Raw genomic sequence first — 25,177 nt, forward strand, 5'->3', positions numbered from 1 at the left:
TCAAAGTTATCCTTTTAGTCTAGGGTCTAGGGCATCCCTTAGTCCGTCTCCTAATAAGTTCAGCCCGAATATCGTTATCATTATTGCAAGTCCGGGAAAGACAGACATGTGCCAGCTATCTCTCATATAGTGCCTAGCTTCAGAGAGCATTGCTCCCCACTCTGGTTTTGGCAGTTCAATTCCTAGCCCTAAGAAACTAAGCCCAGCTGCTGATAAAATAGCCTCCGCCACACCTAACGTGCCCTGAACTATTATCGGCGCTAGGCAGTTAGGCATTATATGCTTTAGGATTATTCTCAGATCATTAGCACCTACTGCCCGGGCAGCCTCTACAAACTCTTGGTCCCTTAAAGAAAGGACAGATGCCCTAACAATCCTAGCATACCTAGGAATTGACCCAATACCGACTGCAATCATCACGTTAACTAGGCCTGGACCTAAGGAAGCAGCGATGGCAATCGCTAGCAATATACCAGGTATAGAAAGCAAAATATCCATAAGCCTCATAATAATGTTATCTACATGTCCACTATAGTATCCTGATATCGCTCCTAAAAGCCCGCCAACAACTATAGCTAACCCCACTGCCACAAATCCTACTTGAATTGATATTCGGCTTCCATAGACAACACGGCTAAAAATACACCGTCCAAAATTATCGGTTCCAAATAAATGCTCAAAGCTAGGCGGTTGCTGCCTGTTATCCAAATCCTGTGTCCGATAGTGAGTAGGAGCTATAAAAGGAGCAAAGATGGCTGTTAAAACTAAAACGCCAATTATGATGGCTCCCACTATGGCAGCTTTATTACTTCTAAGACGCTTCCATACCTCATACCATTGTCCTCGCTTTTTGGGGGGCTTTTTAGTTTTTTCTTTTTTTCCCTTGTTAGGTATTTGCGAACTCATACTCTGTTTACCTCCTCCTCCATTTATTTATACTGACTCTTTATTCTAGGGTCGATATATGCATATAAAATATCTACTAGCAAGTTTATGATACAAAAGGTAACAGCGATAAATAAAACCGCCCCTTGAACTAGTGGATAATCTCTAGTACTTATAGAGGCAATCATAAGTCCTCCTATACCGTTAATGCTAAATACCCTTTCCGTCAATACAGCACCGCCTAGTAAGTAACCAAACTGAAGCCCTACAACTGTAACCACAGGGATCAAGGCATTTTTCAGTGCATGTTTATAGATAACTACTGATTCTTTTTGCCCCTTGGCTCTAGCGGTCCTGATATAGTCTTGTTTTATAACTTCTAGCATGCTAGAGCGGGTCATCCGTGTTATCATAGCGGCGGAGCTAGTCCCTATTGTAATTGCCGGTAATATCATATGCATTGGTGTTGTATATCCGGAGGATGGTAGTACACCTAACCCAACTGCAAATAAAAGTATCAACAAAAGTCCTTGCCAGAAGTTTGGCATTGAAACTCCTATCAACGCAAAAACCATAGCAACGTTATCAAAGAGAGAGTACTGTTTTGTAGCTGAGATAATTCCCACTGGTATTCCAATAGCAACAGCCACTAATACACCTGAAGCTGCTAATGTTAAGGTTGTGGGAAATCTGCCAATTATCTCGTCAACTACAGGAGCGTTAGTGTTGTAAGACCTCCCTAAATCTTGATGAATCGCTATATCTGAGATAAACCTACCATACTGAACTATAAATGGATCATTTAACCCCATTTGTTCCTTTAGCTGTTCTATCTCCCTAGATGTAGCTTGCTCTCCTAACGAAATTGCAGCTGGACATCCAGGTGCAATGTACATTAAAGAAAATACTATAAAAGAAACACCCAGTAAAACAGGGATTAGCAAAAGTAACCTTCGGCCAATGTATCTAAACAAGTTGTTTCCTCCCTTCTACAGTTAAATAGCAGTATAGGGTCAGTTCTGACCCTATACTTACTACCGTTACTTTTTTACTGCTCATCCTCTACATAAACAGTCCATAGAGCGTGGTGACCAGCTGGATGATTTACAAACCCTCTGATATCGCTTCTAAGTCCCGTTCTATCTTCGCCAGTATTTAAAAATAGCCAAGGCGCCTCTTCTCTTACTATTTCTTGAACTTCCATGTAAGCCTCTTCCCTTACACTTGGCTCAGCTGACCTTCTAGCTTTATCTAGTAACTCATCAACTCTTTCGTTAGCATAGAATGTTCTATTTCCTGCTTCTCCAAACTCGTTTGAGTGGAATAAGGAGTACAGACCATAGTCAGGATCGCCGGTAACAGTTACCCAACCAAGGATAAACATGTCATGCTCGCCATCTGCTGTTGCTTCTAGGTACGCACCAAACTCTAAAACTTCTATATCAATTTCAATGCCTACCTCTAATAACTGCTCTTCAACTATAGTGGCGATATCTTGTCTTAGCTGGTTGTCGTTAGTCCATAAAGTTGTGCTAAAGCCATCTTCGTATCCTGCTTCGGCTAAAAGTTCTTTCGCTTTATCTACATCATATCCATAAGGATCTAAATCCATATTTGCTGCCCATACCTCTGGACCAATTGGGCCTGTAGCAACCTCACCTGATCCTTCCATAACAGCATCAATAATTGATTCTACGTTAATTGCATAGTTTATAGCTTGCCTTACCCTCACGTCATCAAAAGGCTCTTTTTCACAGTTAAAGCCTAAATATACTGTTGAAAAGTTAAGGTCTCTTAACAAGGTAAGATTTTCATGACTTTCAATTCTGTTGATATCTTGTGGTAAAATATCATACGCTATATGAATTTCACCGGTTTCAAGCTCAATTGTTCTATTTCCATCTTCCTGAATGTTTCTAAAGGTAATCATCGGTATATGAGCAGGCTCTCCGTGATAATCTTCAAATCTTACAAGCTCTATTTCATTACCCATTTCCCAGTTGGAGAACTCATATGGTCCAGTTCCTACAGGGTTTCTAAAATAGTCTTCTCCACCTTCTGTTACAGCTTTTTCGTTTAAAATAGAAGTAGCTGTATGAGCTAGGTGAGCTAATAGGGGAGCAAATGGCTCCACTGTGGAAATTCTAATTCTGTATTCATCTACAACCTCTATGCCTTCTGGATCTATAGCCCCAACAATATGGCCAACATGGGCAGAGTCTAGTGCGCGAAGTAATGTAAATTCAACATCGGATGCTTTAAGCTCTTCACCGTTGTGAAACTTTACACCTTCCTTTAATTTAAACTCAAATGTTAGCTCATCAATCTGGTCCCAACTTTCAGCAAGACCCGGTTGCAATTCCATGTTCTCATCTTGTGTTATAAGAGTTTCATAAATCTGCTTTTTTACTCTTGAAGAAGGTTGATCGTTTGTGGCATGAGGGTCTAAGGAATCAGCGTCAGAACCTTGTGCTACTATTAAGTTTTCAATTTGACCTACCTCGCCGTCACAGCCTATCAAAGCTGCAGGCATCACTAGCATAAAGCATAAAAATAAGACTAACTTCTTTTTCACTTTACTTCTCCTCCTTAAACATTTTTATACAGCACATTTTAAAAATAGTGCTTGTATAATCTTGCTTTAAAGTTATGCTGTTAAATTCAAAAATATGAAAACAAAATATTAACTAATCTTTAACAACCAAAAAAACCGCTCTCCAAAAAGTTGAGCGGTAATTATTACGCAAAAAAAACCGACTTTCCCAACAGGAAAGACGGTTTTTAACTATTGTCTTATTTGCTTACTACTTCATTAAGAAAATTTTCTATGTCTTTAGCAGAAGACATTTCTAAAACTTTATCTTTTATTTCTTGTGTTTCTTCTGTACTAAGCTTTGAAATTAGCTCTCTTGCTGGCAAAATCGCAGAGGGGCTCATGGAAAACTCGTCTAGATTCGCACCTAGCAGAAACGGGATCATCTTTAGATTTCCAGCTGCTTCTCCGCACATTCCTACCCAGATGCCGTTTTTATGTCCGTTTGTTATCGTCATATCTATTAGCTTCAATACTGCGGGGTTGAAAGGAGAGTAAAGGTGAGAAATTTTTTCATTCATTCTATCCACTGCTACAGTGTATTGGATAAGGTCATTTGTACCGATGGAAAAAAAGTCAACTTCCTTAGCTAATGCATCGCTGTTTATGGCCGCTGATGGAATTTCTATCATTATCCCAACTTCAAAATCTTTAAAGGATGTTCCTTTTTCTGTCAGCTCTTGTTTGACTTCTTCTAAAACGGCGTTTGCCTGACGTATTTCTTCTACAGAGGATACCATAGGGTACATAACCTTTAAATTTCCATATTGACTTGCCCTAAGTAAAGCTCTTAGCTGGGTTTTAAACATTTCTTTTTTGTCAAGACAGATGCGCAGCGCCCTATATCCTAAAAAGGGGTTCATTTCCTTAGGCATGTTTAGATAAGGAATTTCTTTATCTCCACCGATATCTAAGGTGCGTATGACAACTGGCTTTTTGCCCATTTGCTTTAGCACTACTTTGTAGCTTTCAAACTGTTCATCCTCTGTGGGAGATGTGCTTCTGTCCATGTATAAAAACTCTGTCCGGTATAGCCCAATTCCTTCCGCACCATTAGCTATTACCGGCCCCATATCGTTAGGTGAGCCTATGTTTGCTGCAAGCTCTATTACTTTGCCATCTTTTGTGCTAGATTGTTTGTTCTTGAAGATTTTAAGCTTTTCTTTTTGCTGCTCAAACTGCTGCTTTTTGCTTAGATAGTTTTCTTTTTGCTCCTCGCTAGGGTTAATGATTACCTGTCCATTAATTGCATCTAGAATAAGGGTGTCTCCACCTGTTACTTTTTCAGTAATGTCTTTGGCACCAACTACTGCTGGGATTTCAAGATTTCTAGCCATAATTGCTGTGTGAGATGTGCTGCCTCCAATGTTAGTTGCAAACCCCATAACTTTTTCTTTGTTCATAGAGGCGGTATCCGACGGAGCTAAATCATGGGCTACTACTATTACTTCTTCATCTAAGCTAGTTAAGTCTTGATTTTTAATACCCTGAAGATGTCCCAACACTCTGCTTGACACATCTTTTATGTCCGCTGCCCTTTCTTTCATATATTCATCTTCCATAGCTTCAAACATGGCAACAAAAGTATCAACCGTATTTTTAAGGGCGTATTCTGCATTTACTTTTTCGTTTTTTATGGCGCTCTTTACTTGGCTAATAAGCTCTGGATCGTTTAGCACCATTAAATGAGCTCCAAATATATCAGCACTTTCTTTGCCCATTTTCTTTTCCGTCTGAGTTTGAATTTTTTCTATTTCCGCATAAGCAGCTGAGATTGCTTGTTCAAATCGGGTATGCTCGCCTTTTACATCTTCTATGCTGCTTTTGGCTACTTCTATTTCATGCTTTTCATATACTAAAGCTTTTGCAATAGCTATTCCTTTTGAAGCTGCATACATATTTTTACCTCCCTATTCACCAAAATTACTTTTGATCAGCTGCTCAAGGGCTTCTAAAGCTTCCTTTGCATCGCTTCCTTCAGCTTTAATCGTTAGTTCTGTGCCACTTTTTGCACCAAGTGACATCACTCCCATAATACTTTTTCCGTTAACTTCCTTGTCATCCTTTACGATAAAGATTTCAGATTCAAATTTGCCTGCCTCTTTAACAAATAAAGATGCCGGCCGTGCATGTAATCCCGACTCATTTTTTACTGTCACATTAATCTTTTCCATTTTAATTCCTCCCTAGATTTAGTTTTATCATATCGATATTTTTTTAGACTTATTAGCTATAAATGCTTAAAAATATTTTACCTTCTATACTTAAAACATTCGCCAAAATACCTTCTAGCACCTTTGATATTCAGATATTTATAAACGAATATTTGCCACATTTGGTTTGTCTTTGTTAAAATCGCTCAAAACAGGCGTTGTATTGACCGCCCTTTCATGATATAAAATAAACATTAACACTTTTAGAAAGTTATATCCCTGCTTAAATGTGGCAAAGAGGTGAGGATTATGTTAGATAGCAGGAAAACCCAAATCATTTGGTATTTACTTAGTCTAAAAAACTATACAACCTTAAAAAGATTGTCTGATTTGTTTAACGTCAGCAAAAGAACTATACAGTATGATTTAGATGCAGTTGATGATTGGCTTAACTCCAATTGCATATCTCAGTTAAAAAAAGTCCCAAGGAGAGGGATTTTGCTTGACCTTCCTAATGAGCAGATTGTTCTATTAAAGCAGCGGCTTAGCAAGCAACTAAAAAATTACACACTATCGCCGCTGGAAAGGCAACAGGTTATACTTTTCCACCTTTTAAAATATAAAAAAGTAACTGCTGTAAAAAGGCTGGCCACCTTAGCCGATGTGAGCAGCACCACTATTTACAATGATTTAGCTAGCATTGAAAAATGGTTGTACAACTATGATTTAACGCTATTTAAAAAGAAAGGATATGGTGTAAAAGTAAAAGGAGATGAAGAAAACCTTAGTTTAGCTTTTAGTCAGCTTATAACTAGCCTGTCTAGCGATCATTATGCTAAAGAGTTAGAAAGTGATATAGACCGTCATATTGCACAAATGAGCCAGCAGTTTCCCGGTTTAGATTTGCTTTTTATAAAAAAGAAACTTAAAAAAGCGGAAGAAATTTTAAGTATAAAGTTTAGTTACGAAGCTTATATAAGCTTAATTTCTCATATAGCACTGGCTTTGAAACGAGTACAGTTAAATAAGGATATTTATATGCCTAGTGACCAGCTACAAGAACTAAAGAAAACCCAAGAGTTTGCAGTTGCAGCTTCTTTAGCAGAAAAGCTCGAGCAGCATTTTAGTATAAAATTCCCCATTGATGAGGTAGGCTTTATTACCTTTCATCTATTGGGTACCAGCCATGCCAATCGAAAGAATAAGTACAAGCAAAAGGATAAGGATGTGAAAATGAAGCAGCTAGTTGAGGAAATTATCGCTTTTGTCGAAGGGAGACTAGGATTAACATTTTCTATGTCCCCATCTTTAAGAGACAATTTATATAACCACCTTGTTCCTACAATAGCTAGGTTAAAAGATGCAAGCAGCTTAAACAATCCTCTTTTAACTGAGATAAAAAATAAATATAGCGATATTTTTCTAGCCTGCGGCGAAGCTTTAATAGCTGTGGAAAAAAAGTATAAAGTTAATTTTACGGAGCATGAGGTGGCTTATATGACCATGCATTTTTTAGCAGCTATGGAACAAACAGATACTCACAGCTTAAAAAGTAGCCAATGTGACCAGCTAATTGCAATCATCTCAAAGCATTGTAGCGTACTTGATAAAGCAGCTTTAAAAGTAGATGTGAACAGGTTTTTAAAAACCTTCTATAAGGAGCAAAAAAGGTAATAGGTTTAATCTACCTATTACCTTTTTGTTATCTAATTTTCTAATACATCTCTGTCGAACTTACCTTCGGTGTTCCCAACAACTAGGGCGACAACAGCATCTCCAGCGACATTTTTAGCACTGCGCACCATATCCAAAATTCGATCTACACCTATTACTAAGCCTATGCCTTCTACCGGTAAATCAACGCTGCGTAAAATCATAGATAGCATTACTATACCTACTCCAGGTACACCTGCTGTACCTATCGATGCACTGGTTGCCATTATCACAACGGTAATCTGTTGACCCACAGATAAGTCTATTCCATAGGCTTGGGCTATAAAAATTGTAGCTAGCCCTTGAACTAATGCTGTTCCATCCATATTTAGTGTAGAACCTAAGGGAATGACAAAACTAGCCACATCATTGTGAACACCCAATTCATCTTCTACTGTCTCTAAGGTTACAGGAAGGGTAGCACTGCTAGAACTAGTGGAAAAACCAATTAGCAATGGCTTAATTAGTTTTTTATAAAATTTTACGGGACTTACCCGTACAAAAACCACAAGCAAAATCATATATACAACAAACATCTGAATTAAAATACCAACAATTACTAGCACAGAGTAATATGCCATGCCTGCCAAAACTTCCATCCCTGCATTTCCAATGGAAGAGGCCATCAGTCCAAAAACACCCAGTGGAGCTGTATACATAATAAGGGTAATCATGTGCATAATGATTTTTTGAGCCTGTTCAAAGAGGGTGAAAATTTGCCTTGTTTCTTCATGCTTAATGGCCATCACCAACCCTAGTAGAAGCGCCATAAAAATAGTAGCTAATACGTTGCCCTCTGCCATAGCTTCTATTGGGTTTTCTGGAATTATTGATTTTATAGTATCTATTACACTTAGCTCTTCTTCTACATAGGCTTCTTCCTCTGCCTGATGGGTTCTGTCAATGCCTACTCCTGGCTGAAATAAGTTCCCCATTAACAATCCTATAGATATAGCAATTACAGTGGTAAGAATATAAAGGCCTATTGTTTTCCCCGCCATTTTACCAAGCTTGCGCGGGTTTCCTATGTTTGCAGTACCAACTACTAAGGATATAAATATAATGGGTATTACCAGCATGCTAATAGCCTGTAAAAATAAATCACCAACTAGAGAAAATAAGTAAGTATCTAAAGTGTCAAACAAAGACTGTGAAAATAATCGTACCAGCGGCCCACTTATCGCACCTAGTATCAGGGCAACAACTATACTGATCACAAATTTCTTTCCTAGTCCTTTAGCCATTTAGAACCTCCTAACATTTTTTACTATTTTAATTATTGGTATAGTTGTGATTTTAACAATGATTACTAATATCGTCAAATTGGATAAGTGGGTAGTGAGCTTTTTACCTATTTTTTTGTTAACTTCATAATTGTGTCTTGTGGTTTTACATTTTCACAAGCTATTTTTTCTATAAGTTCCATTTCTTCGGTATTTGTTATAACAACAGGAGTTACTAAGGATTTAGCATTTTCAGCCAGATATTTATAATCAAATGTTATTAGTACCTGACCAGCTTTAACTTTATCTCCTGGCTTAACAAGAGTCTTAAAACCCTTCCCCTTTAATTTAACAGTTTCTAAGCCAATATGGATAAGAATTTCAGCTCCGTTTTTGGCCATTATACCTACTGCATGTTTTGTATCAAAAACCTGAATTACCTGTCCATCAGTTGGAGAAACAACTTCATTATTTTCAGGATTAATGGCAACACCATCTCCCACCATCTTTTGGGAGAAAACTGGGTCATCTACATCCTCTATATTTACTATGGTACCTTGCAGTGGTGCTGTTATCTTAGACTCTTTAGGCGTTTTTTTAAAAAAGTTGAGCATGAGTTCAACCTCCTATATCTAAGTTTTTACTATCTATATTTCTTGTTCAAAAAGTCCCTTGACATGAAGATGTTTGGCAATGGCTTCATCTACTATCAGGGTCAAATCTTGATGAATTTGCAGCACCGAGGCAGGGACCTTAGGCGATATCTTGCCACTTAGCATTTGCGCAACGATTTGAGCCTTATCCTCCCCTGACGCAAGTAAGACAATCTCTTTAGCTGCAAATATGGAACGCATCCCCATGGTTATAGCTTGTTTTGGTATCGTTTCCTCTTTCGAAAAAAAACGGCTGTTTGCGGCGATTGTTTCTTCTTTTAAATCTACTAGGTGGGTAGAAATCTTTAAAGCTTCAGCCGGCTCATTAAATCCAATATGGCCATTATGGCCTATACCTAACAGCTGAAAATCTATCCCACCACACTCTTTTATAATCTGATCGTAACGGTTACACTCCTTTTGTATATCCTTTGCAGTACCGTTAGGAATATGGGTATTACCTTTGTCTATATTAATGTGCTGAAAAAGGTTATTCTCCATATAATACGCGTAACTTTGAGAGTGTTTTTTATCTAGTCCATAATACTCATCTAAATTAAAGGCCTTTACTTTTGAAAAATCTACCTCTTTAGCATTGTACTTGGATATTAACTGCCTGTAAGTTCCTATGGGTGTGCTACCTGTTGCTAACCCTAACACTACATCGGGCTTTTTTTCTAACCTTTGCCGCAATAATATCTGCTGCTACTTGACTTATATTATTATAATCACTTCCAACTAGTATCCTCAAAACATTCACTTCCTTATTTTTCCTCCAACTATCACATCGGTTATTTTAATGTTTTCATCAAATAAAACTAGATCTGCATCTTTTCCTGTCTCAATACTTCCTTTGTTATCAGCTACACCTATAACCTTAGCAGGATTTAGAGTAGCCATGCCAACCGCCTCGTGGATAGGCACATTTACCATATTAACCATGTTTGCAACAGCTTTGCTTAAAGTAAGGGTTGACCCTGCTAGTGTTCCATCTTCCAGCCTAGCTACTTTATCTTTTACGATGACTTTTTGCCCACCTAAATCATAGTCACCGTCAGGCAAACCTGCAGCCATCATAGCATCTGATACTAAGATAATACCATTTTTTCCTTTTAACTTATAAGCTAACTCCATAGCTTTAGGATGAACATGAATGCCATCACATATTAACTCACACATAACTCGCTGATCAGTTAATACTGCACCCGCCACACCAGGCTCACGATGAGTAAACCCTCGCATACCATTAAAAAGGTGAGTAGCGCCGATCACACCTAGGGATATAGCAGCTTGAGTTTGTTCAAACGAACCGTCAGTGTGTCCAGCAAATGGAGATATTCCATTTTCCTTAAGAAAGGAGATAACTTCAGTAGCCCCATCAAGTTCAGGTGCTAGGGATACAACTTTTATCATTCCTCCTGATACATCTAGCAGCTCTGTTAGTTCCTTTACCTGTGGTTTTTTTAAATGCTTAAGTGGTTGCGCCCCTTTTTTGTTTGGCGCAAAGTATGGACCTTCTAAATACACTCCTAAAAGCTGACTTAACCCGTCCTTTTTATTTTCAGTGTCAATCATGTAATTTTTAAAACTTTTCACTGCCTTTAGTAGATCCTCTTTTGGCGCCGTAATTGTGGTCGCTAAAAAGCTGGTAACTCCGTTTTTAAGGTGAAAGCTAGCTATGTTTTCTATAGCTTCATAACTACTTTTCATAAAATCAAAGCCAGAGTTTCCGTGGTTGTGGATATCAATAAATCCTGGGGCTAAAAATTTACCTTGTGCATCGATGACATGATCGTAGGTTCCATCAACGTCATTTGTAGCTTTAATTTCTGTTATCTTACCTTTGGCAATTACAACTTCAACTCCACAAAGAACTTCATAAGGGGTAATAACCTTTCCATTTTTTATAACAGTTTTGATAAAAACACCTCTTTTTGCCCTATTAATATATACACATGTTAATAGTTATTTTTTTCTTTCAAGACCTCGCCTTTAAGTTTATTTTATATTTATTGTTAAAAAGCTGTTAGTAAGTAAACTTACTAACAGCTTTTAATAGTTACTGACACAAGCGGATAAAAAGAAACTTAAATCAGTAGGCAAGCTGGTAAACTATGGTCTTGCAGACAGTTAACCTGCGATAAACTTTATTTTTGCGCCATTTTTAATACATTTTAATATATTTTTATATTTTTCATCAACAACACCTATAACATTTACTTTTTCATCTTTGGAAAGATCGGTCTTTAATATCTGGATTTCTCCCGAGTATCTGCCATATAATTTGTTATCCATTGTGATGGAGCCTGTTTCCCTAAAAATACAGTTGTTAGGCTGTACTGTTTTACCTGAGCAGCTATATTCTCTTGATTCCTGTAATCTTTTAACACTTTTAGGGGAGTCTAGTCTAATTGTAAATACAGTGTCATACAGATACTCGTGCTCTAAAGTTAGCTGCGTTGGGATGGAAATAACCCCTTTGCTAATATAGCTTTGGATTAGCTCTAGCTGCCGATTTGACAATCTTACATCGGCTACACAAATGCCATCTATTTTGTAGTTAATTGCAAGATCTAAATATGCTTCGTAAGGTGATATATATCTATGTTTTTCCAATGTAGGAAGGCCTTCATATAGTGGTCCACGCTTGACATCATCTCCAGGAATAAAGGCGAGTACTTTACCCCCTTTTTTCTTGTATCCTTGATTTATACTGTCAAATTGTTCGGAGTCTAATCCTGTCTCAGGCCGGGGATAAAAATTATGCATAGCAAAGACCTCTTGCTTAGGCGAAACTACCTCTACTATACTAGAATCTTCTACAGAAGCGTTAATAATGATAGAAAATTTGTCGTAAGCCTTAATAATTTCCTCCTTATCAAACCCATAATCAAGGCGCAAAGCACTTAACCCCATATGTTGTGCAAAGTCTAAAATACTATCATGTCCAAACTGTTCTAAGGTTTTAGGCGATACATCTCCCATAATGGCAAAGCCTTTTTTGCTAAGCCAGCTACACATTTGTTTTGCTTTGAGAGTATAGGAGTTATTAAATTCTTCTTGGATATGAAAGGAAGTAAAAACATATGCATTACTTCCTGTAAGCTTTTCCAAAATAGGTTTTTGCTGTTCAAATGTAGATACATAAACGGCGAAACCTAGGCTGTTATTAAACATCGGCTACATCAGACTCTTTAATAAATAGCTGAGTTACAATAAATCCACCTACATAAGAAACAAAGATGCCTATTATAAAATTGATTATCGAACTTAGATCTTGCATTAGCGGGATCGCTACAAGCCCTGAAGGACCCCAAGCAGAAGCTAGCACATTAGTTGCCATTACATACGCTCCTCCAAACCCTGCACCTAAACCGGCAGTTATAAAAGGTTTACCTAAGGGAAGGGTAACACCATAAATTAGAGGTTCTCCAATACCTAATATCCCAGCAGGAAGTGCTCCTGCAATTATTTGTTTCATACGAGTATTTTTAACTTTATTGGCTTTGATATAAATTGCGATTGCAGCTCCCACTTGTCCTGCTCCTGCCATTGCTAAAACTGGAAATAGGGATACTCCACCCATAGACTCTAACTGAATTGCGTAAATAGGAATAAGTCCATGGTGTAGACCTAGTAGCACCATTGGTAAGAACACTGCCGCTAGTACATAACCGGAAATCACACTAATTACTTGGTTTTCTGATGCTATCAACACGTTTAAAGCATCAACTAATACATCAGATATAAATCCAGATACCGGCATTACAATAAACACAAATAAAACAGCTAGTATTAGTAAGGTCAGTAAAGGTGTTGCAATTAGATCTAAAACATCTGGAACAACTTTTCTAACACGTTTTTCAACAATAGAAAGAATATAAACTCCGAAAATTACTCCTATAATACCACCTTTACCTGTTGTAAGAATAGACTCTAGCGGTACCTCCTGGTTATAAAGTCCTACCATTTGTGAAATTTGATCTATTTGAGGGGCAATTGACATAGCACCAATCATCCCACCTAAGGCTTCTGTTGCGCCAAATCTTTTTGCTGAATTTATGCCTGTAAAAATAGCAAAGTAACCGAGAAAGCTATGCCCGATTAGGGCAAAGACAGTTTGAGTTAAGTTCCAAGCTTGAGTATCAGGTATCGTACCTTCTCCTATCATTGTGCCAATTAAACCTGCAAACCCGTTAAAAATACCAGCAGCTATTATTGCCGGTATCATAGGAATGAAGATGCTGGCAATTGTTTCTAACGCGGTTTTAAGTTTGCTCTGTTTTCGACCTTTTTTAACACTTTCTTTGTTCTCCTGCCAGTCTTCGGTAACATTTGACTCTTTAGTTACGCCAAATTCTTCTACTAAGATGTCAGCTATCTTTTTAGCCTTTCCAGGGCCTACAATAATCTGTAGGGTTTCAGCTTCTACAACTCCTAAAACACCCTCTGTTGCCTTAAGACTTTCAATTTCTGCCTTTGAATCATCCTTTAATTGGACTCTCAGTCTTGTCATGCAATTTGTTGCTGTTGATACATTTTCCTTACCACCAATAAGCTTTAGAATTTCACTAGCCAACTGTCTGTTAGCTTTTGCCATGCTAAACACCTCTTTCTTTTTTATTTATACTAAAGTTTTGCGTACATGACCGTTGGATTTTTTTAGTCTTTCCTTTGCTGTATTTAAGTCGCACTCTAGCAATATCATAGTTATGGCAAGTTTAACACTACCCTTTGCTTCCTCAAGCTTTTTTACTGCCGTCCCTTCGTCTACCTCAGTAGCATTTTTAACAATATTAATTGCTCTAGATTGAAGCTTTTTGTTAGTTTGCTGTACATCTACCATGTAGTTTTTATACACCTTACCTATGCCCACCATAGATATTGTTGATATCATGTTAAGCACCATTTTTTGGGCTGTTCCTGCCTTTAACCTAGTGGAACCAGTTAGTACTTCAGGACCTACAACAGGCTCAATGGCTATGTCCGCTATGCTACCAACTTCAGAAGATTTGTTACAAGCAATGCCCACAGTCTTACACCCTACTTTTTGAGCATACCTAAGCCCTCCAATCACGTAAGGAGTTCTTCCGCTGGCCGCTATGCCGATAACTATATCGGTTGAGCATAGGTTCAAATTTTTTAGGTCTTCAACCCCCATGTTTTCGCTATCCTCTGCCCCTTCTACTGCTTTGCCAAAAGCCTTATGGCTTCCAGCAATTAAGCCAACAACTTTTTCGGGGTCTGTGCCAAAAGTAGGCGGACATTCAACAGCATCTAAAAGTCCTAATCTACCGCTGGTGCCTGCCCCCATATAAATAATTCTACCACCATTTTTTAGAGCAGCTACTACTAGTTTAACAGCTTTTTCAATATGCAAAAGTTCATCTTTGATAGATTCAGCAACCTTTGCGTCCTCCTCATTCATTACCCTTAAAGCTTCTAATATCGTCATGCTATCTAAGTTTGTAGTACGAATGTTAGCCTGTTCTGTTGACATATTTTTTAAGTTAACCATTTTTAGTCCCCTTTCGTATGTGTGTTTTGGCTATTAGATCGAGAGAATCTTCATATCGGGTATTTGCAAAACCTGTATATAAAATATCAATTACATTTAGTTGGGAAGTTCTTGATGACATCGCTCCACTTCTAAATGTAGACTCGTTAGCAGCGACATATAAATTATAATCACAAATTCCTACTATAGGTGATGCATCATATTTAGTTATAGATATAGTGGGTACTGCATTTTGTTGCATAGCCTTTGCACACTCAATCATTTCCTCTGTTTGCCCGGAATAGGAAATGACAACACCTAGATCATTTTTCGTCATATTGCGTGCCGTAAGTAGCTGTAAGTGCCAGTCTTCACTTACAAAGCAATTTTGATTAAGGCGCAAAAACTTTTGTTGGGCATCTTTTGCCACTATCGAAGAGGAGCCTATTCCGAAAAAGTACAAATTATGGCTATTTTCTATCAGACTAATACATTTACTTAGAGTATGTTCATCTAGCAAATCTCTAGTGTCCTCTAAAGATACAATATTTCGATAAGTTACCTTATCCACAATTTCTTTAATGCTATCTGACTTAGTTATTTTGTTTTTTTCATAGGTTTTACTTCTCTGTCTTAGCGCTTGTTCATAAATCAAGGAATTACAGAGATCCTTATAACCAGAAAAACCATTTTTTTTACACATCCTTATAATAGAGGAAGGAGACGAAAAGGTTTGTTCTGCTAGCTGATGAACAGTCATTTCTATAGTAATTTTAGGGTTTGCTAAAATAAAATTTATTATTTCCTTTTCTGTCATGCTTGCTTGGGTGCGAAACTCCCTTAGCTTGACTGATGCAATTTTCATTTAAGATCCCCCGCTTTTAAGTTTAATTTTATCAACATAAACTAAAGTGTCAACAAAATATAGCTTTTATGAAATAAAGTACCATTTGTTGAACGTTTTGTTATTAAAACAGATGAATTTTTGAAACATTTTTCGGAAAAGTTTATCAAAAGCTAGTCATTAGTAAATCAATTTTTAGAACTGATTTTTTAAGTCTTTTGATGTATAATAATTTAAGGGAGAAATATCAATAATAACGCCCAGCTTAAGTAAAGTTATACATAGTAATGAAGGGAAGATTTATATGGACAATTTCAATTACAAAAATGAAAGCACGCGAAAAATCATCGTACTTGTGGGACAGGAAGGGCTCGTGTCAGCGCTAATAGCAGCTGGTTTGGGTTTGATTTATGGCTTCTTTTCAGAGGGAGATCTTTTAGACATTATCAACACATCTTTGTTTCTAATGGGGATAATTCTAACACTTTATGCTTTTGTCTTTAGCTTTAATAAGGATAAAGAGAACATAAAAAAATCTTTTAAGGGCAAAACCACATTTAAGGAAAGTTATCTGGCTAAGTTAGAGACAAGACAAGAAAGGATAATTCATCTGTATCGAGCAGGCGTAGTCTTTGCTGTAGCAATATTATTTGACCTGGCGATTTATTTTATAGGATAATTAAAAAAAAAGTAGGCTGTTAACAGCCTACTTTTTTAGTTCTTCCGCTCTGTGACAAGAAACAAATCTACCTGGTGCATACTCTCTTAATTCAGGCGTCTTTTGTTTACAAATGTCTTTTCTGTGCCTACATCTTCCGTAAAATCTGCAACCCGCTGGAGGGTTAATTGGGCTTGGAACGTCGCCCTCAAGAATAATCATTTCTTTTTGAGCATTAAGTTTTGGAACTGGAATCGCTGAAAGCAACGCTTGAGTGTAAGGGTGAAGTGGGTCTTTAAACATAGAACCGTAGTCAGAAATCTCCACAATTTTACCAAGATACATAACAGCAATTCTGTCACTAACGTGCTTAACTACACTTAAGTCGTGAGATATAAAGAGATAAGTTAAACCTAGCTCATCTTGAATCTCGTCCATTAGGTTAAGAATTTGAGCCTGAATAGAAACGTCTAGCGCAGATACCGGCTCATCTTGTACGATGAATTTGGGGTTTAGGGACAACGCTCTAGCGATACCTACCCTTTGTCTTCTACCACCGTCTAGCTCATGTGGGTAAGAGTTTATAAGCCTTTGAGAAAGGCCTACAGTATCCATAAGTTCCTCTACTTTTGCATCTAGCTCTTTTCTGCTTTTATATATTTTATTTATAACAAGTGGTTCAGATATAGTTTCGCTGATACTCATCCTAGGATTTAGAGAGGAGAACGGATCTTGGAATATAATTTGCATATCACGTCTAGCAGCTCTCATTTGCCTAGTGTTAAAGTCAAGAATGTTTTTTCCTTCAAAGTTTACTACACCATCAGTTGCTTCTAGCAGTCTTAGTAGCACTCTACCAGTTGTAGATTTACCACAGCCTGACTCCCCAACTAGACCTAATGTTTCACCTTTTTTAATAGAAAAACTTACATCATCTACGGCGTGCAGTAACCCCTTAGGTGTATTAAAGTGCTTTTTAAGATTTTTTACTTCTAAAATATTTTCAGCCATCTAGCTCACCTCCTGTTTACTTATCCTTTTTAGAATATAAGTGACAATTTACAAAGTGACCTTCTTTTACCTCTTGACGTTTAGGAAGCTCCTTTGAACAAATAGGCATTGCTTTCGGACATCTTGGGTGGAAAGGACATCCATCTGGCATTTCTGTCGGTTCAGGCATTAGTCCTTTGATAGGGTTAAGCCTTTCTTCGTCATCATCAATAGATGGAATTGAACCGAATAGACCTTGAGTATAAGGGTGTAATGGTTCTGTATAAAGATTTTCTTTTGTTGTGTATTCAACAACATAACCGGTATAGATAATTGCAACCTTATCACAAATATCTGCTACAACGCCTAGGTCATGAGTAATTAAAATCATGGATGTCTCGAACTCATCTTTTAGGTTTTTCATAAGCTTCATAACCTGAGCTTGAATTGTTACGTCAAGTGCTGTTGTAGGCTCATCAGCTATTAGCAGCTGGGGATTACAAGCTAGTGCAATAGCGATAACTATCCTTTGTCTCATTCCACCACTGAATTGATGGGGATAATCGCCACTTCTTTCTGCAGGAATACCTACAGTCTCTAACATCTTCTTAGCCTTTTTGTCAGCTTCCTTGTCATTTACATCCTCGTGCAGTTTGATAACCTCTGCAATCTGCTCACCTGTTGTCATAACAGGATTTAGAGATGTCATAGGGTCCTGGAAAATCATTGATATCTTCTTTCCGCGGATTTTTCGCATTTGTTCTTCAGTTTTTTCTAGTAGGTTTTCACCTTCAAAAAAGATTTCGCCATTTACGATCTTACCTGGAGGATTTGGCACAAGTTGCATGATACCAAGGGCGGTAGTGGTTTTTCCCGCTCCTGTCTCTCCTACGATACCTAAAGTCTCGCCTACTCCTATTTCAAAAGACATGTTGTCAACAGCTTTTACCGTACCGTCTTCAGTTATATATTGAATAGAAAGATCATTAACTTTCAAAAGCTCTTTAGATTTAGCCATTTTTTTGTTCCACTCCTTTCCCTAAAATTATCCTTTTAGCCTAGGATCTAGGGCATCTCTTAGACCATCACCTAGAAGGTTAAGCCCGAATATAGTCACCATAATCGCAAGTCCAGGGAATACAGACATATGCCAGTCGGTTCTTATATAGTTTTGTGCTTCAGATAACATAGCACCCCACTCTGGCCTTGGAAGCTCGATACCAAGTCCTATAAAGCTTAATCCCGCAGCGGATAAAATAGCCTCTGCCACACCTAACGTTCCTTGTACGATAATTGGAGCCATGCAGTTTGGCAGTATATATTTTATAATGATTCTAAAGTCGTTAGCTCCCATCGCTTTGGCAGCTTCCACAAACTCTTGATCTCTTATCGAAAGTACAGAAGCTCTTACGATTCTTGCGTAACGAGGTACTGAACCTATACCTACAGCAATCATAACGTTAACCAGTCCAGGGCCTAAGGCTGCAGCTATTGCGATAGCTAGCAAGATTCCTGGGATAGCCATAAAAACGTCCATGATACGCATAATAACATTATCTATTCTACCACTATAGTAACCGGCAATAGAACCAAGCATACCACCAACTACCATAGCCAATCCTACAGCTATAAAACCTACTTGTATAGAAATCCTTGAGCCGTAAACAACTCTACTAAACACATCCCGACCAAAGTGATCTGTGCCAAAAATATGGTCTGCACTTGGTCCTTGTCTTCTAACTTCTGGATTTTGCTCATCGTAACCATAAGGTGCAATCAGAGGAGCGAAAATCGCTGTAAATACCAGCACACCGATTATAAACATACCTACCATTGCAGCTTTATTTTTTCTTATGCGCTTCCAAACCTCAGCCCACTGACTCCTCTTTTTAGCTTTAGGTCTAGCTTTTATCTCAGTTTGTGATTGAGGTTCTTTTACTACTGGTTTTTGTGCCATTTGATTTGTACCTCCTTTAGGCGTTACTTATATTGAGCCTTGATTCTTGGATCAATAAACGCATATAAAATGTCTACTAACAAGTTAATCAAACTAAAGGTTAGAGCGATAAATAGTACACCACCCTGAACAACTGGGAAATCACGCTGGTTTATAGCGTCAACCATTAATCTACCGACGCCATTTATAGAAAACACTGTTTCAGTTAGCACTGCGCCACCTAAAAGGTAGCCAAACTGAAGACCAACAACAGTAACTACTGGGATAAGTGCATTTTTTAACGCATGCCTGTATATTACAACAGATTCCTTTTGTCCTTTTGCCCTAGCAGTTCTAATATAATCCTGCTTAATAACCTCTAACATACTAGAACGTGTCATACGAGCAATCATTGCTGCAGAGCTTGTTCCTAGAGCAACGGCTGGAAGTACCCAATGCATTGGAGTGGCAAACCCAGAAGGCGGGAACATTCCTAGATGCACCGAAAAAATTAGTATCAGTAACATACCTTGCCAGAAGTTGGGCATTGACACCCCTAACAGTGCTAAAACCATAGCTACATTATCAAACAATGAATATTGTTTGGTGGCGGAAATAATCCCGACCGGCACACCTATAACCACGGCTACAAGTACACCTAATCCTGCGAGGGTTACAGTATTTGGAAATCTAGAAAAGATAGACTCTATTACAGGGGTACCAGTCTGGTACGACCTACCGAAATCCTGCCTGATTACTATATCCGAAACAAATCTAGTGTATTGCAGTAAAAAAGGATCGTTTAACCCCATTTGTTCTTCAAGCTGTTCAATTTCTCTTGCTGTAGCTTGCTCCCCTAACCTTATTGCAGCAGGGTTACCTGGTGTAATGTGCATCAGAGTAAACACAATAAAAGACACACCTAATAAAACAGGTAGCAAAAGCAAAAGTCTTCTTCCTATATATTTAAGCATTTATAGTCCTCCCTTCCCGGTTTAGAAAAGTGTAGGGTCATTTTGCAATGACCCTACACAATATAACTGATAAATTTTTTACAGTGTAAAGTAAATCTTTTTTACTCTGCTACACGTACATTCCACAGTGGATGGTGACCTGTTGGGTCGTTAACAAACCCTTCTAATGAAGCGTTAACACCAGTTCTTTCTTCACCGGTATTTAGGAATAACCATGGAGCTTCATCTCTAATAATTTCTTGTACTTCTGTATAAGCAGCCATTCTTACTTCTTCGTCATCTGTTGTTCTACCTTTTTCTAACAGCTCGTCCACTCTTTCGTTAGAGTAGAAAGTTCTGTTACCTGCTGAACCGTGTTGCTCTGAGTGGAATAGTGGAAACAGGCCATAGTCTGGGTCTGCAGTTACTGTACCCCAACCTAAGATAAATAGGTCGTGGTTACCAGCAGCAGTCTCATCAAGGTATGCACCAAACTCCATAGATTCGATTCTAGCATCAATGCCGATTTGTTCTAATTGGTTTCTAACCATAACAGCGATATCTTGTCTTGTTTGGTTGTCATTTGTCCAGATTACAGTTTCAAATCCATCTTCATAGCCAGCTTCTGCAAGAAGCTCTTTTGCTTTTTCTACATCGTGACCATATGGCTCTAAGTTATCGTTAGCAGCCCATACGTTTGGAGCAATTGGACCTGTAGCAGTTTGGCCTGAACCTTCTAATACAGTATTGATGATAGTGTCTACATCGATTGCATAGTTAATAGCTTGACGTACTTTTACATCTTGGAATTCATCTTTTAGTAGGTTAAAACCAATATAAGAAGTTGTAAGGTTTGGATCTCTAATTAAGTTAATGTTTGGATCCGCTTCTATTCTGTCGATATCAGTAGGCTCGATATCATAAGCGATATGAACATCGCCAGTTTCTAGCTCGATAGTTCTGTTACTGTTTTGAGAGATGTTTCTAATTGTAACTCTTGGAATGTGGGCACCTTCGCCACGGTATTCCTCGAATTTCACAAGCTCAATTCTATCTCCTTGCTCCCAGCTTTCGAACATGTAAGGACCTGTCCCTATTGGGTTTCTGTAATAGTCGTCGCCGAATTCTTCTACAGCTTTTTCGTTAAGAATTGCTGCGTTAGTGTGGGATAAGTGAGCTAGGATTGGAGCAAAAGGCTCTTCGGTAGAAATTCTGATTGTGTAATCGTCTACAATTTCGAAACCTTCAGGATCGATAGCTCCTACAATATGTCCAACGTGAGGTGACTCTAGCGCTCTACGAAGCGTGAACTCAACATCGCTAGCTGTAAGCTCCTCACCGTTGTGGAACAGCACGCCTTCCTCAAGAACAAACTCATAAGTTAGTTCGTCGATTTGTTCCCAACTTTTTGCAAGTCCTGGTTGTAGTTCCATGTTTTCGTCTCTAGTTACCAATGTTTCATAGATTTGCTTTTTAACTTTTGATGATGGTGAATCATTTGCCGCATGTGGGTCAAGTGAGTCAGCATCTGCCCCTTGGGCTACTACAAGGTTGTCAATTTCACCTAGTTGTTGCTCTCCGCCACAACCAACTAGTGCCACAGATAAAACTAGTACTAGACTTAACAATAATGCTACTTTCTTCATTCTTATTTCCCCCTAACAATTTTTTGATTTATTTTACTTCCATCAGTAACAATGGAAACTTTAGACAAAATTATCAGCAAATTGATTGCTTTGTATAAATTGTAGCATAGACTTTCGACATTAAAAGGTTTTTAATCATTTTTTTATTTACATTTCACCATTTCGTAATACTTCGTAGTGCGTGGTAATAATCTCGTATTTGTTGAAAATATTTGTTCTTTTGCATTAAATTTGTCGCATAGACTATGTGTGTGGGGTTTTTCGTTGTGTGAGGCAAGGCGTGCTGCTGTTATTAGAGGGTAATTATTCCATATTGCATTTTTTTCTTTACACATGCATAACAAACAGTACATAAAATAATTAAAGAGCGTAACCTTAAGTGCTTCTAAGGTTACGCTCTTTAATTATTTAGTGGTATGTTGAGTCTTTATCTTGCTTGTTTTCACTCTTCATTATAGGTGGGGTAATAATAGGTAAGCTATTAGTATTTACGCTTGTAATATTTGATATTAACAGCGAAGCATGATGAGCCGGTGGGGCTAAAAGCTGATTTTTTCGAGCTTCTAACTCAGCTTCAAGCTTTGATAAGGACACCTCGGGACTTTGATGATGTATCCCATAAAAAACGCTTATCGATACCTCTATCTTATACAGCGCCTCTGGTTTAAAGTGTTTTTTGCGGATAAATTCAACTTCTACACCTTTATTGGTAAAACCCACCACTTTATAATGGTCCTTTATTTCTGGTATTAATTTGGTTCTTTTTGTTTTTAAGTTTAAGGCCTCTTCTTTTGTTAGACCTATATCATTATAATGTGCCTTATTAAGTTTTAACTTAAAGTTTTGTTCATTAATTAAGTTTTTACTTTTCATAAATCCCCCACCTTTTTTCTATGATATGTCTGGAGTACTTTTTTTGCTCTCAGGGCTTTTTTCAATCTCTACATATAGATTTAGCGCTATCGTCAGCACCCCTACTATAGCTAAAGTTATAGAAAGTGCGGTATACAAAGCTGTGTATGTTCCGCCAAAAAGCATTAAAACTCCGGTAATTGTAAAAACCCCGCCTCCCGCTAGCTTAAGTTTTTCTAAGTTGTTTGGTCCTTCAAATTGTTTAGCAAGCAATATTAAAAACAAGCCAAAGAAAAACCCTAAAGCTAGAACAATCAGCTCAAAAATAATTGTAGCCATTTGTATATCCCCCCTAATATTGTTAAAAGTATCTTTTTGCTAAAATGAATTAGATTTCCACTTTTAACATGTTATATTAGTATTTTATCTTTCAGATGGCTACATATACCACTATTTAATAACTACTTTTTTATTATTCTGTTGTTTATCAAATCTATGGCCTTTAGTTAATAAATTAATTAAAATCACAAATAAACCTACAAAAATTAAGGCGAAAGATATATAGCTATAAAGTTCTTCATTTGCCCCGGAAACTATGAAATAGCCACCGGTTACGATGAAAATAACTCCACCTATATGTTTAGCTATCTTCCAAAACGCTCCCTTAAACTGGGATGCCAACAAAATCACGAATAAACCAACGAAAAACCCTGCTGCAAGAATAACAAATTCTAAAATTAATTGATTCATAAAAACATCCTCCTAAAAAAAATTACTATACAACCTTTTACTGCAGAGCACTCTGTTTTCCCTGCTTTTTTTAAAACTTTCCCTTTTTAATTTAGTTATTTTGGATTTTATTATAAAAAATAACCAAAGCTAATAGCTGTTGCTACTAGCTTTGGTCGCTATCTTTTCTTTTTCTTTTAACGCCCTTAACTTTCTTTAATTTCTTTTTGCTAGGCCTTTTGGGAACAACTTTTTTAGGTTTTTCCTTTCTTTTAGGAGCTTTAGCTTCAAACTTTCCATCTTTGGCAAAGGCTTTTTTCTTAGAAAGGGTTAACTTAATACCTCGTTCTATTGCAGCTAGCTTCTGCTGATCTTTAGGAGTAACAAATGTTATAGCAACACCTTTTTCGCCCATCCTGCCAGTTCGGCCTATACGATGTATATACCATTCGGCATTTTGAGGTGTATCATAGTTGAATATGTGAGTAATCCCCTCTATATCTAAGCCCCTAGCTGCTAAGTCAGTAGCTACTAAAAATTGTGTTTTAAGGTTTCTAAAGTCCTTCATAACTTTTTCTCGCTTGGATTGACTTAATTCACCATGCAATTCCTCGCAGTTATATCCTCTTTGCCTTAAAGCCATATTCAGCTCAACTGCCCGTTGTTTTGAGTGGCAAAATATTATGGCCATAAAAGGGTGATTTTCTTCGATATAGTTACAGAGAGCTTCAACTTTTTTTGTTTCACTTGTTAGTATAACCAACTGCTTTGTATCATCTAAAGTGACGGTAGAACCCTGTATTTTAATTTCTTTTATGTTACTCATATGCCTAGAAGCTAACGCCCGTATCTGTCCCGGCATGGTGGCGGAAAATAGCATTGTCTGGCGTTCTTTTTTGGGCATTTTTTGCATTATTGCTTCCACTTCCTCTAAAAAGCCCATGTGAAACATTTGGTCTGCCTCATCTAGAACTACCATCGATAATCTGCCTAAGTTTATCTTGTTTTTTGCTATATAATCCTGTAATCTACCAGGGGTTCCGATCACTAGCTGAACGCCCTTATGTAGCTTCTTAGTTTGTCGGCCTATATCTTTGCCACCGTAGGCTGATAATATGGTAACATCTTTACCTTCTGCTAAACGTTTAGCTTCTGCTGTTATTTGAATAGCTAGCTCTCGAGTGGGAGTTATAATAACAGCTTGCAAGTCGGAAATTGTGGGATCTATCTTTTCAAAAATCGGGAGCAGAAAAGCATAGGTTTTCCCGGTACCGGTTTGAGCTTGACATACCACGTCGCTACCTTTTAGCAGGGGTGGTATAGATTTAACCTGGACTTCAGTAGGCTTTGTTATCCCCTTATTATCTAGTATTTGAACGATGCGCTGACTTACACCAAGGTTTGTAAATTTCATAGCATTCTCCTCTTTATATATGTAATAATTATTGTAAAGCTTTATATTATTATCTGCTTAGCTTAACTGTTATATTCTAACATATATAATTGTAAAAGTTCCAGTGCATCTGCATAATATTTTATATTTTTACAACAGGGTAACTGGCTGTTACCCCTTCTTATTAAAGTTTCACTTTATTATTTTAACCTTTTTAAAGTTTGAACTCCTTGATGCTTGTTTGCACTTGTTCAGCTAACGTCGATAACAGTTGTCCCATGTTAAAATTGTCGTAGGCGAGCAAGCTTTTAATAATAGGCCTGGACTGTGAAAAGAAATTGGTGCTCACAGGTATGCAAAAAGTATTCAAGATCTGTTTCCTTTAGCTAATGAGTTAGTCAAGGAATAAATAGTTACATATTTTGAGGCCAAAAATCCCATCAGCGGTATGCTGATGGG

At 37.6% G+C, this 25,177-nt stretch carries 23 protein-coding genes and 1 pseudogene; 2 read left to right on the forward strand and 22 right to left on the reverse strand.

Features of this window, described 5'->3' with window-relative positions; genetic code table 11:
* Window positions 1-6: 6 nt before the first annotated feature.
* The 5 genes from PRVXH_RS12535 to PRVXH_RS12555 form a co-directional block, all read right to left on the reverse strand.
* Window positions 7-906 carry an ABC transporter permease gene (locus tag PRVXH_RS12535; protein WP_353893095.1) on the reverse strand — a complete coding sequence of 300 codons (900 nt, stop codon included), beginning with the start codon at window positions 904-906 and terminating at the stop codon, window positions 7-9.
* Between the two features lie 23 nt (window positions 907-929).
* Complete coding sequence (nikB, locus tag PRVXH_RS12540) at window positions 930-1,859, reverse strand: nickel ABC transporter permease (protein ID WP_353893096.1); 930 nt, start codon at window positions 1,857-1,859, stop codon at window positions 930-932.
* A gap of 74 nt (window positions 1,860-1,933) precedes the next feature.
* The gene (locus PRVXH_RS12545) at window positions 1,934-3,460 is read right to left on the reverse strand and encodes a glutathione ABC transporter substrate-binding protein (RefSeq protein ID WP_353893097.1); all 1,527 of its coding nucleotides are present in this window, start codon (window positions 3,458-3,460) and stop codon (window positions 1,934-1,936) included.
* 218 nt (window positions 3,461-3,678) lie between these two features.
* Entirely contained in the window at window positions 3,679-5,376 is a 1,698-nt protein-coding gene (gene ptsP, locus PRVXH_RS12550; RefSeq protein ID WP_353893098.1) for a phosphoenolpyruvate--protein phosphotransferase, read from the reverse strand.
* A 12-nt stretch (window positions 5,377-5,388) separates the two neighbouring features.
* Window positions 5,389-5,652, reverse strand: coding sequence for an HPr family phosphocarrier protein (locus PRVXH_RS12555; protein ID WP_353893099.1), 264 nt, complete (start codon window positions 5,650-5,652; stop codon window positions 5,389-5,391).
* Between the two features lie 288 nt (window positions 5,653-5,940).
* On the opposite strand from PRVXH_RS12555, the gene PRVXH_RS12560 reads away from it, so the two are divergent.
* Window positions 5,941-7,305, forward strand: coding sequence for a transcription antiterminator (locus PRVXH_RS12560; RefSeq protein WP_353893100.1), 1,365 nt, complete (start codon window positions 5,941-5,943; stop codon window positions 7,303-7,305).
* A 32-nt stretch (window positions 7,306-7,337) separates the two neighbouring features.
* Here the strand turns inward: PRVXH_RS12560 and PRVXH_RS12565 are convergent, their stop codons facing one another.
* The 8 genes and pseudogenes from PRVXH_RS12565 to PRVXH_RS12600 form a co-directional block, all read right to left on the reverse strand.
* Window positions 7,338-8,588, reverse strand: coding sequence for a dicarboxylate/amino acid:cation symporter (locus PRVXH_RS12565; protein ID WP_353893101.1), 1,251 nt, complete (start codon window positions 8,586-8,588; stop codon window positions 7,338-7,340).
* Window positions 8,589-8,695: 107 nt separating this feature from the next.
* Entirely contained in the window at window positions 8,696-9,181 is a 486-nt protein-coding gene (locus PRVXH_RS12570) for a PTS glucose transporter subunit IIA (RefSeq protein WP_353893102.1), read from the reverse strand.
* A 33-nt stretch (window positions 9,182-9,214) separates the two neighbouring features.
* Window positions 9,215-9,971 (reverse strand): annotated as a pseudogene (nagB, locus tag PRVXH_RS12575) (glucosamine-6-phosphate deaminase).
* A gap of 5 nt (window positions 9,972-9,976) precedes the next feature.
* Window positions 9,977-11,167 carry an N-acetylglucosamine-6-phosphate deacetylase gene (gene nagA, locus PRVXH_RS12580; protein ID WP_353894594.1) on the reverse strand — a complete coding sequence of 397 codons (1,191 nt, stop codon included), beginning with the start codon at window positions 11,165-11,167 and terminating at the stop codon, window positions 9,977-9,979.
* A gap of 183 nt (window positions 11,168-11,350) precedes the next feature.
* Entirely contained in the window at window positions 11,351-12,397 is a 1,047-nt protein-coding gene (locus tag PRVXH_RS12585) for a MupG family TIM beta-alpha barrel fold protein (protein ID WP_353893103.1), read from the reverse strand.
* Entirely contained in the window at window positions 12,390-13,820 is a 1,431-nt protein-coding gene (locus PRVXH_RS12590; RefSeq protein ID WP_353893104.1) for a PTS transporter subunit EIIC, read from the reverse strand. Before PRVXH_RS12590 ends, PRVXH_RS12585 begins: the two co-directional genes overlap by 8 nt.
* Before the next feature lie 24 nt (window positions 13,821-13,844).
* The gene (gene murQ / locus PRVXH_RS12595; RefSeq protein ID WP_353893105.1) at window positions 13,845-14,738 is read right to left on the reverse strand and encodes an N-acetylmuramic acid 6-phosphate etherase; all 894 of its coding nucleotides are present in this window, start codon (window positions 14,736-14,738) and stop codon (window positions 13,845-13,847) included.
* A complete protein-coding gene (locus PRVXH_RS12600) occupies window positions 14,731-15,582 on the reverse strand; it encodes a MurR/RpiR family transcriptional regulator (RefSeq protein WP_353893106.1) in 852 nt (283 codons plus the stop codon). The genes murQ and PRVXH_RS12600 overlap by 8 nt, the downstream gene beginning before the upstream one ends.
* A 283-nt stretch (window positions 15,583-15,865) precedes the next feature.
* Here PRVXH_RS12600 and PRVXH_RS12605 point away from each other — a divergent pair, with 283 nt between their 5' ends.
* Window positions 15,866-16,240, forward strand: coding sequence for a hypothetical protein (locus PRVXH_RS12605; RefSeq protein ID WP_353893107.1), 375 nt, complete (start codon window positions 15,866-15,868; stop codon window positions 16,238-16,240).
* A gap of 27 nt (window positions 16,241-16,267) precedes the next feature.
* On the opposite strand, the gene PRVXH_RS12610 is transcribed toward PRVXH_RS12605, so the two are convergent.
* The 9 genes from PRVXH_RS12610 to PRVXH_RS12650 all read right to left on the reverse strand — a co-directional run bounded on the left by PRVXH_RS12610 (window position 16,268) and on the right by PRVXH_RS12650 (window position 24,739).
* Complete coding sequence (locus PRVXH_RS12610) at window positions 16,268-17,230, reverse strand: oligopeptide/dipeptide ABC transporter ATP-binding protein (protein WP_353893108.1); 963 nt, start codon at window positions 17,228-17,230, stop codon at window positions 16,268-16,270.
* Between the two features lie 16 nt (window positions 17,231-17,246).
* A complete protein-coding gene (locus PRVXH_RS12615) occupies window positions 17,247-18,227 on the reverse strand; it encodes an ABC transporter ATP-binding protein (protein WP_353893109.1) in 981 nt (326 codons plus the stop codon).
* Window positions 18,228-18,254: 27 nt separating this feature from the next.
* Entirely contained in the window at window positions 18,255-19,166 is a 912-nt protein-coding gene (locus tag PRVXH_RS12620) for an ABC transporter permease (RefSeq protein WP_353893110.1), read from the reverse strand.
* 23 nt (window positions 19,167-19,189) lie between these two features.
* Complete coding sequence (gene nikB, locus PRVXH_RS12625; protein WP_353893111.1) at window positions 19,190-20,119, reverse strand: nickel ABC transporter permease; 930 nt, start codon at window positions 20,117-20,119, stop codon at window positions 19,190-19,192.
* 101 nt (window positions 20,120-20,220) lie between these two features.
* Window positions 20,221-21,744, reverse strand: a complete 1,524-nt coding sequence (locus tag PRVXH_RS12630) for a glutathione ABC transporter substrate-binding protein (RefSeq protein WP_353893112.1) — start codon at window positions 21,742-21,744, stop codon at window positions 20,221-20,223.
* Window positions 21,745-22,152: 408 nt separating this feature from the next.
* Window positions 22,153-22,617, reverse strand: a complete 465-nt coding sequence (locus PRVXH_RS12635) for a hypothetical protein (protein WP_353893113.1) — start codon at window positions 22,615-22,617, stop codon at window positions 22,153-22,155.
* 18 nt (window positions 22,618-22,635) lie between these two features.
* Window positions 22,636-22,935 (reverse strand): hypothetical protein, encoded by a 300-nt coding sequence (locus PRVXH_RS12640; RefSeq protein ID WP_353893114.1) that lies wholly within the window; start codon window positions 22,933-22,935, stop codon window positions 22,636-22,638.
* Between the two features lie 111 nt (window positions 22,936-23,046).
* Window positions 23,047-23,346, reverse strand: a complete 300-nt coding sequence (locus PRVXH_RS12645; RefSeq protein ID WP_353893115.1) for a hypothetical protein — start codon at window positions 23,344-23,346, stop codon at window positions 23,047-23,049.
* A gap of 145 nt (window positions 23,347-23,491) precedes the next feature.
* Window positions 23,492-24,739 carry a DEAD/DEAH box helicase gene (locus tag PRVXH_RS12650; protein ID WP_353893116.1) on the reverse strand — a complete coding sequence of 416 codons (1,248 nt, stop codon included), beginning with the start codon at window positions 24,737-24,739 and terminating at the stop codon, window positions 23,492-23,494.
* Window positions 24,740-25,177 lie beyond the last annotated feature (438 nt).

The organism is Proteinivorax hydrogeniformans, assembly GCF_040515995.1.
Classification (GTDB): Bacteria; Bacillota; Proteinivoracia; order Proteinivoracales; family Proteinivoracaceae; genus Proteinivorax; species Proteinivorax hydrogeniformans.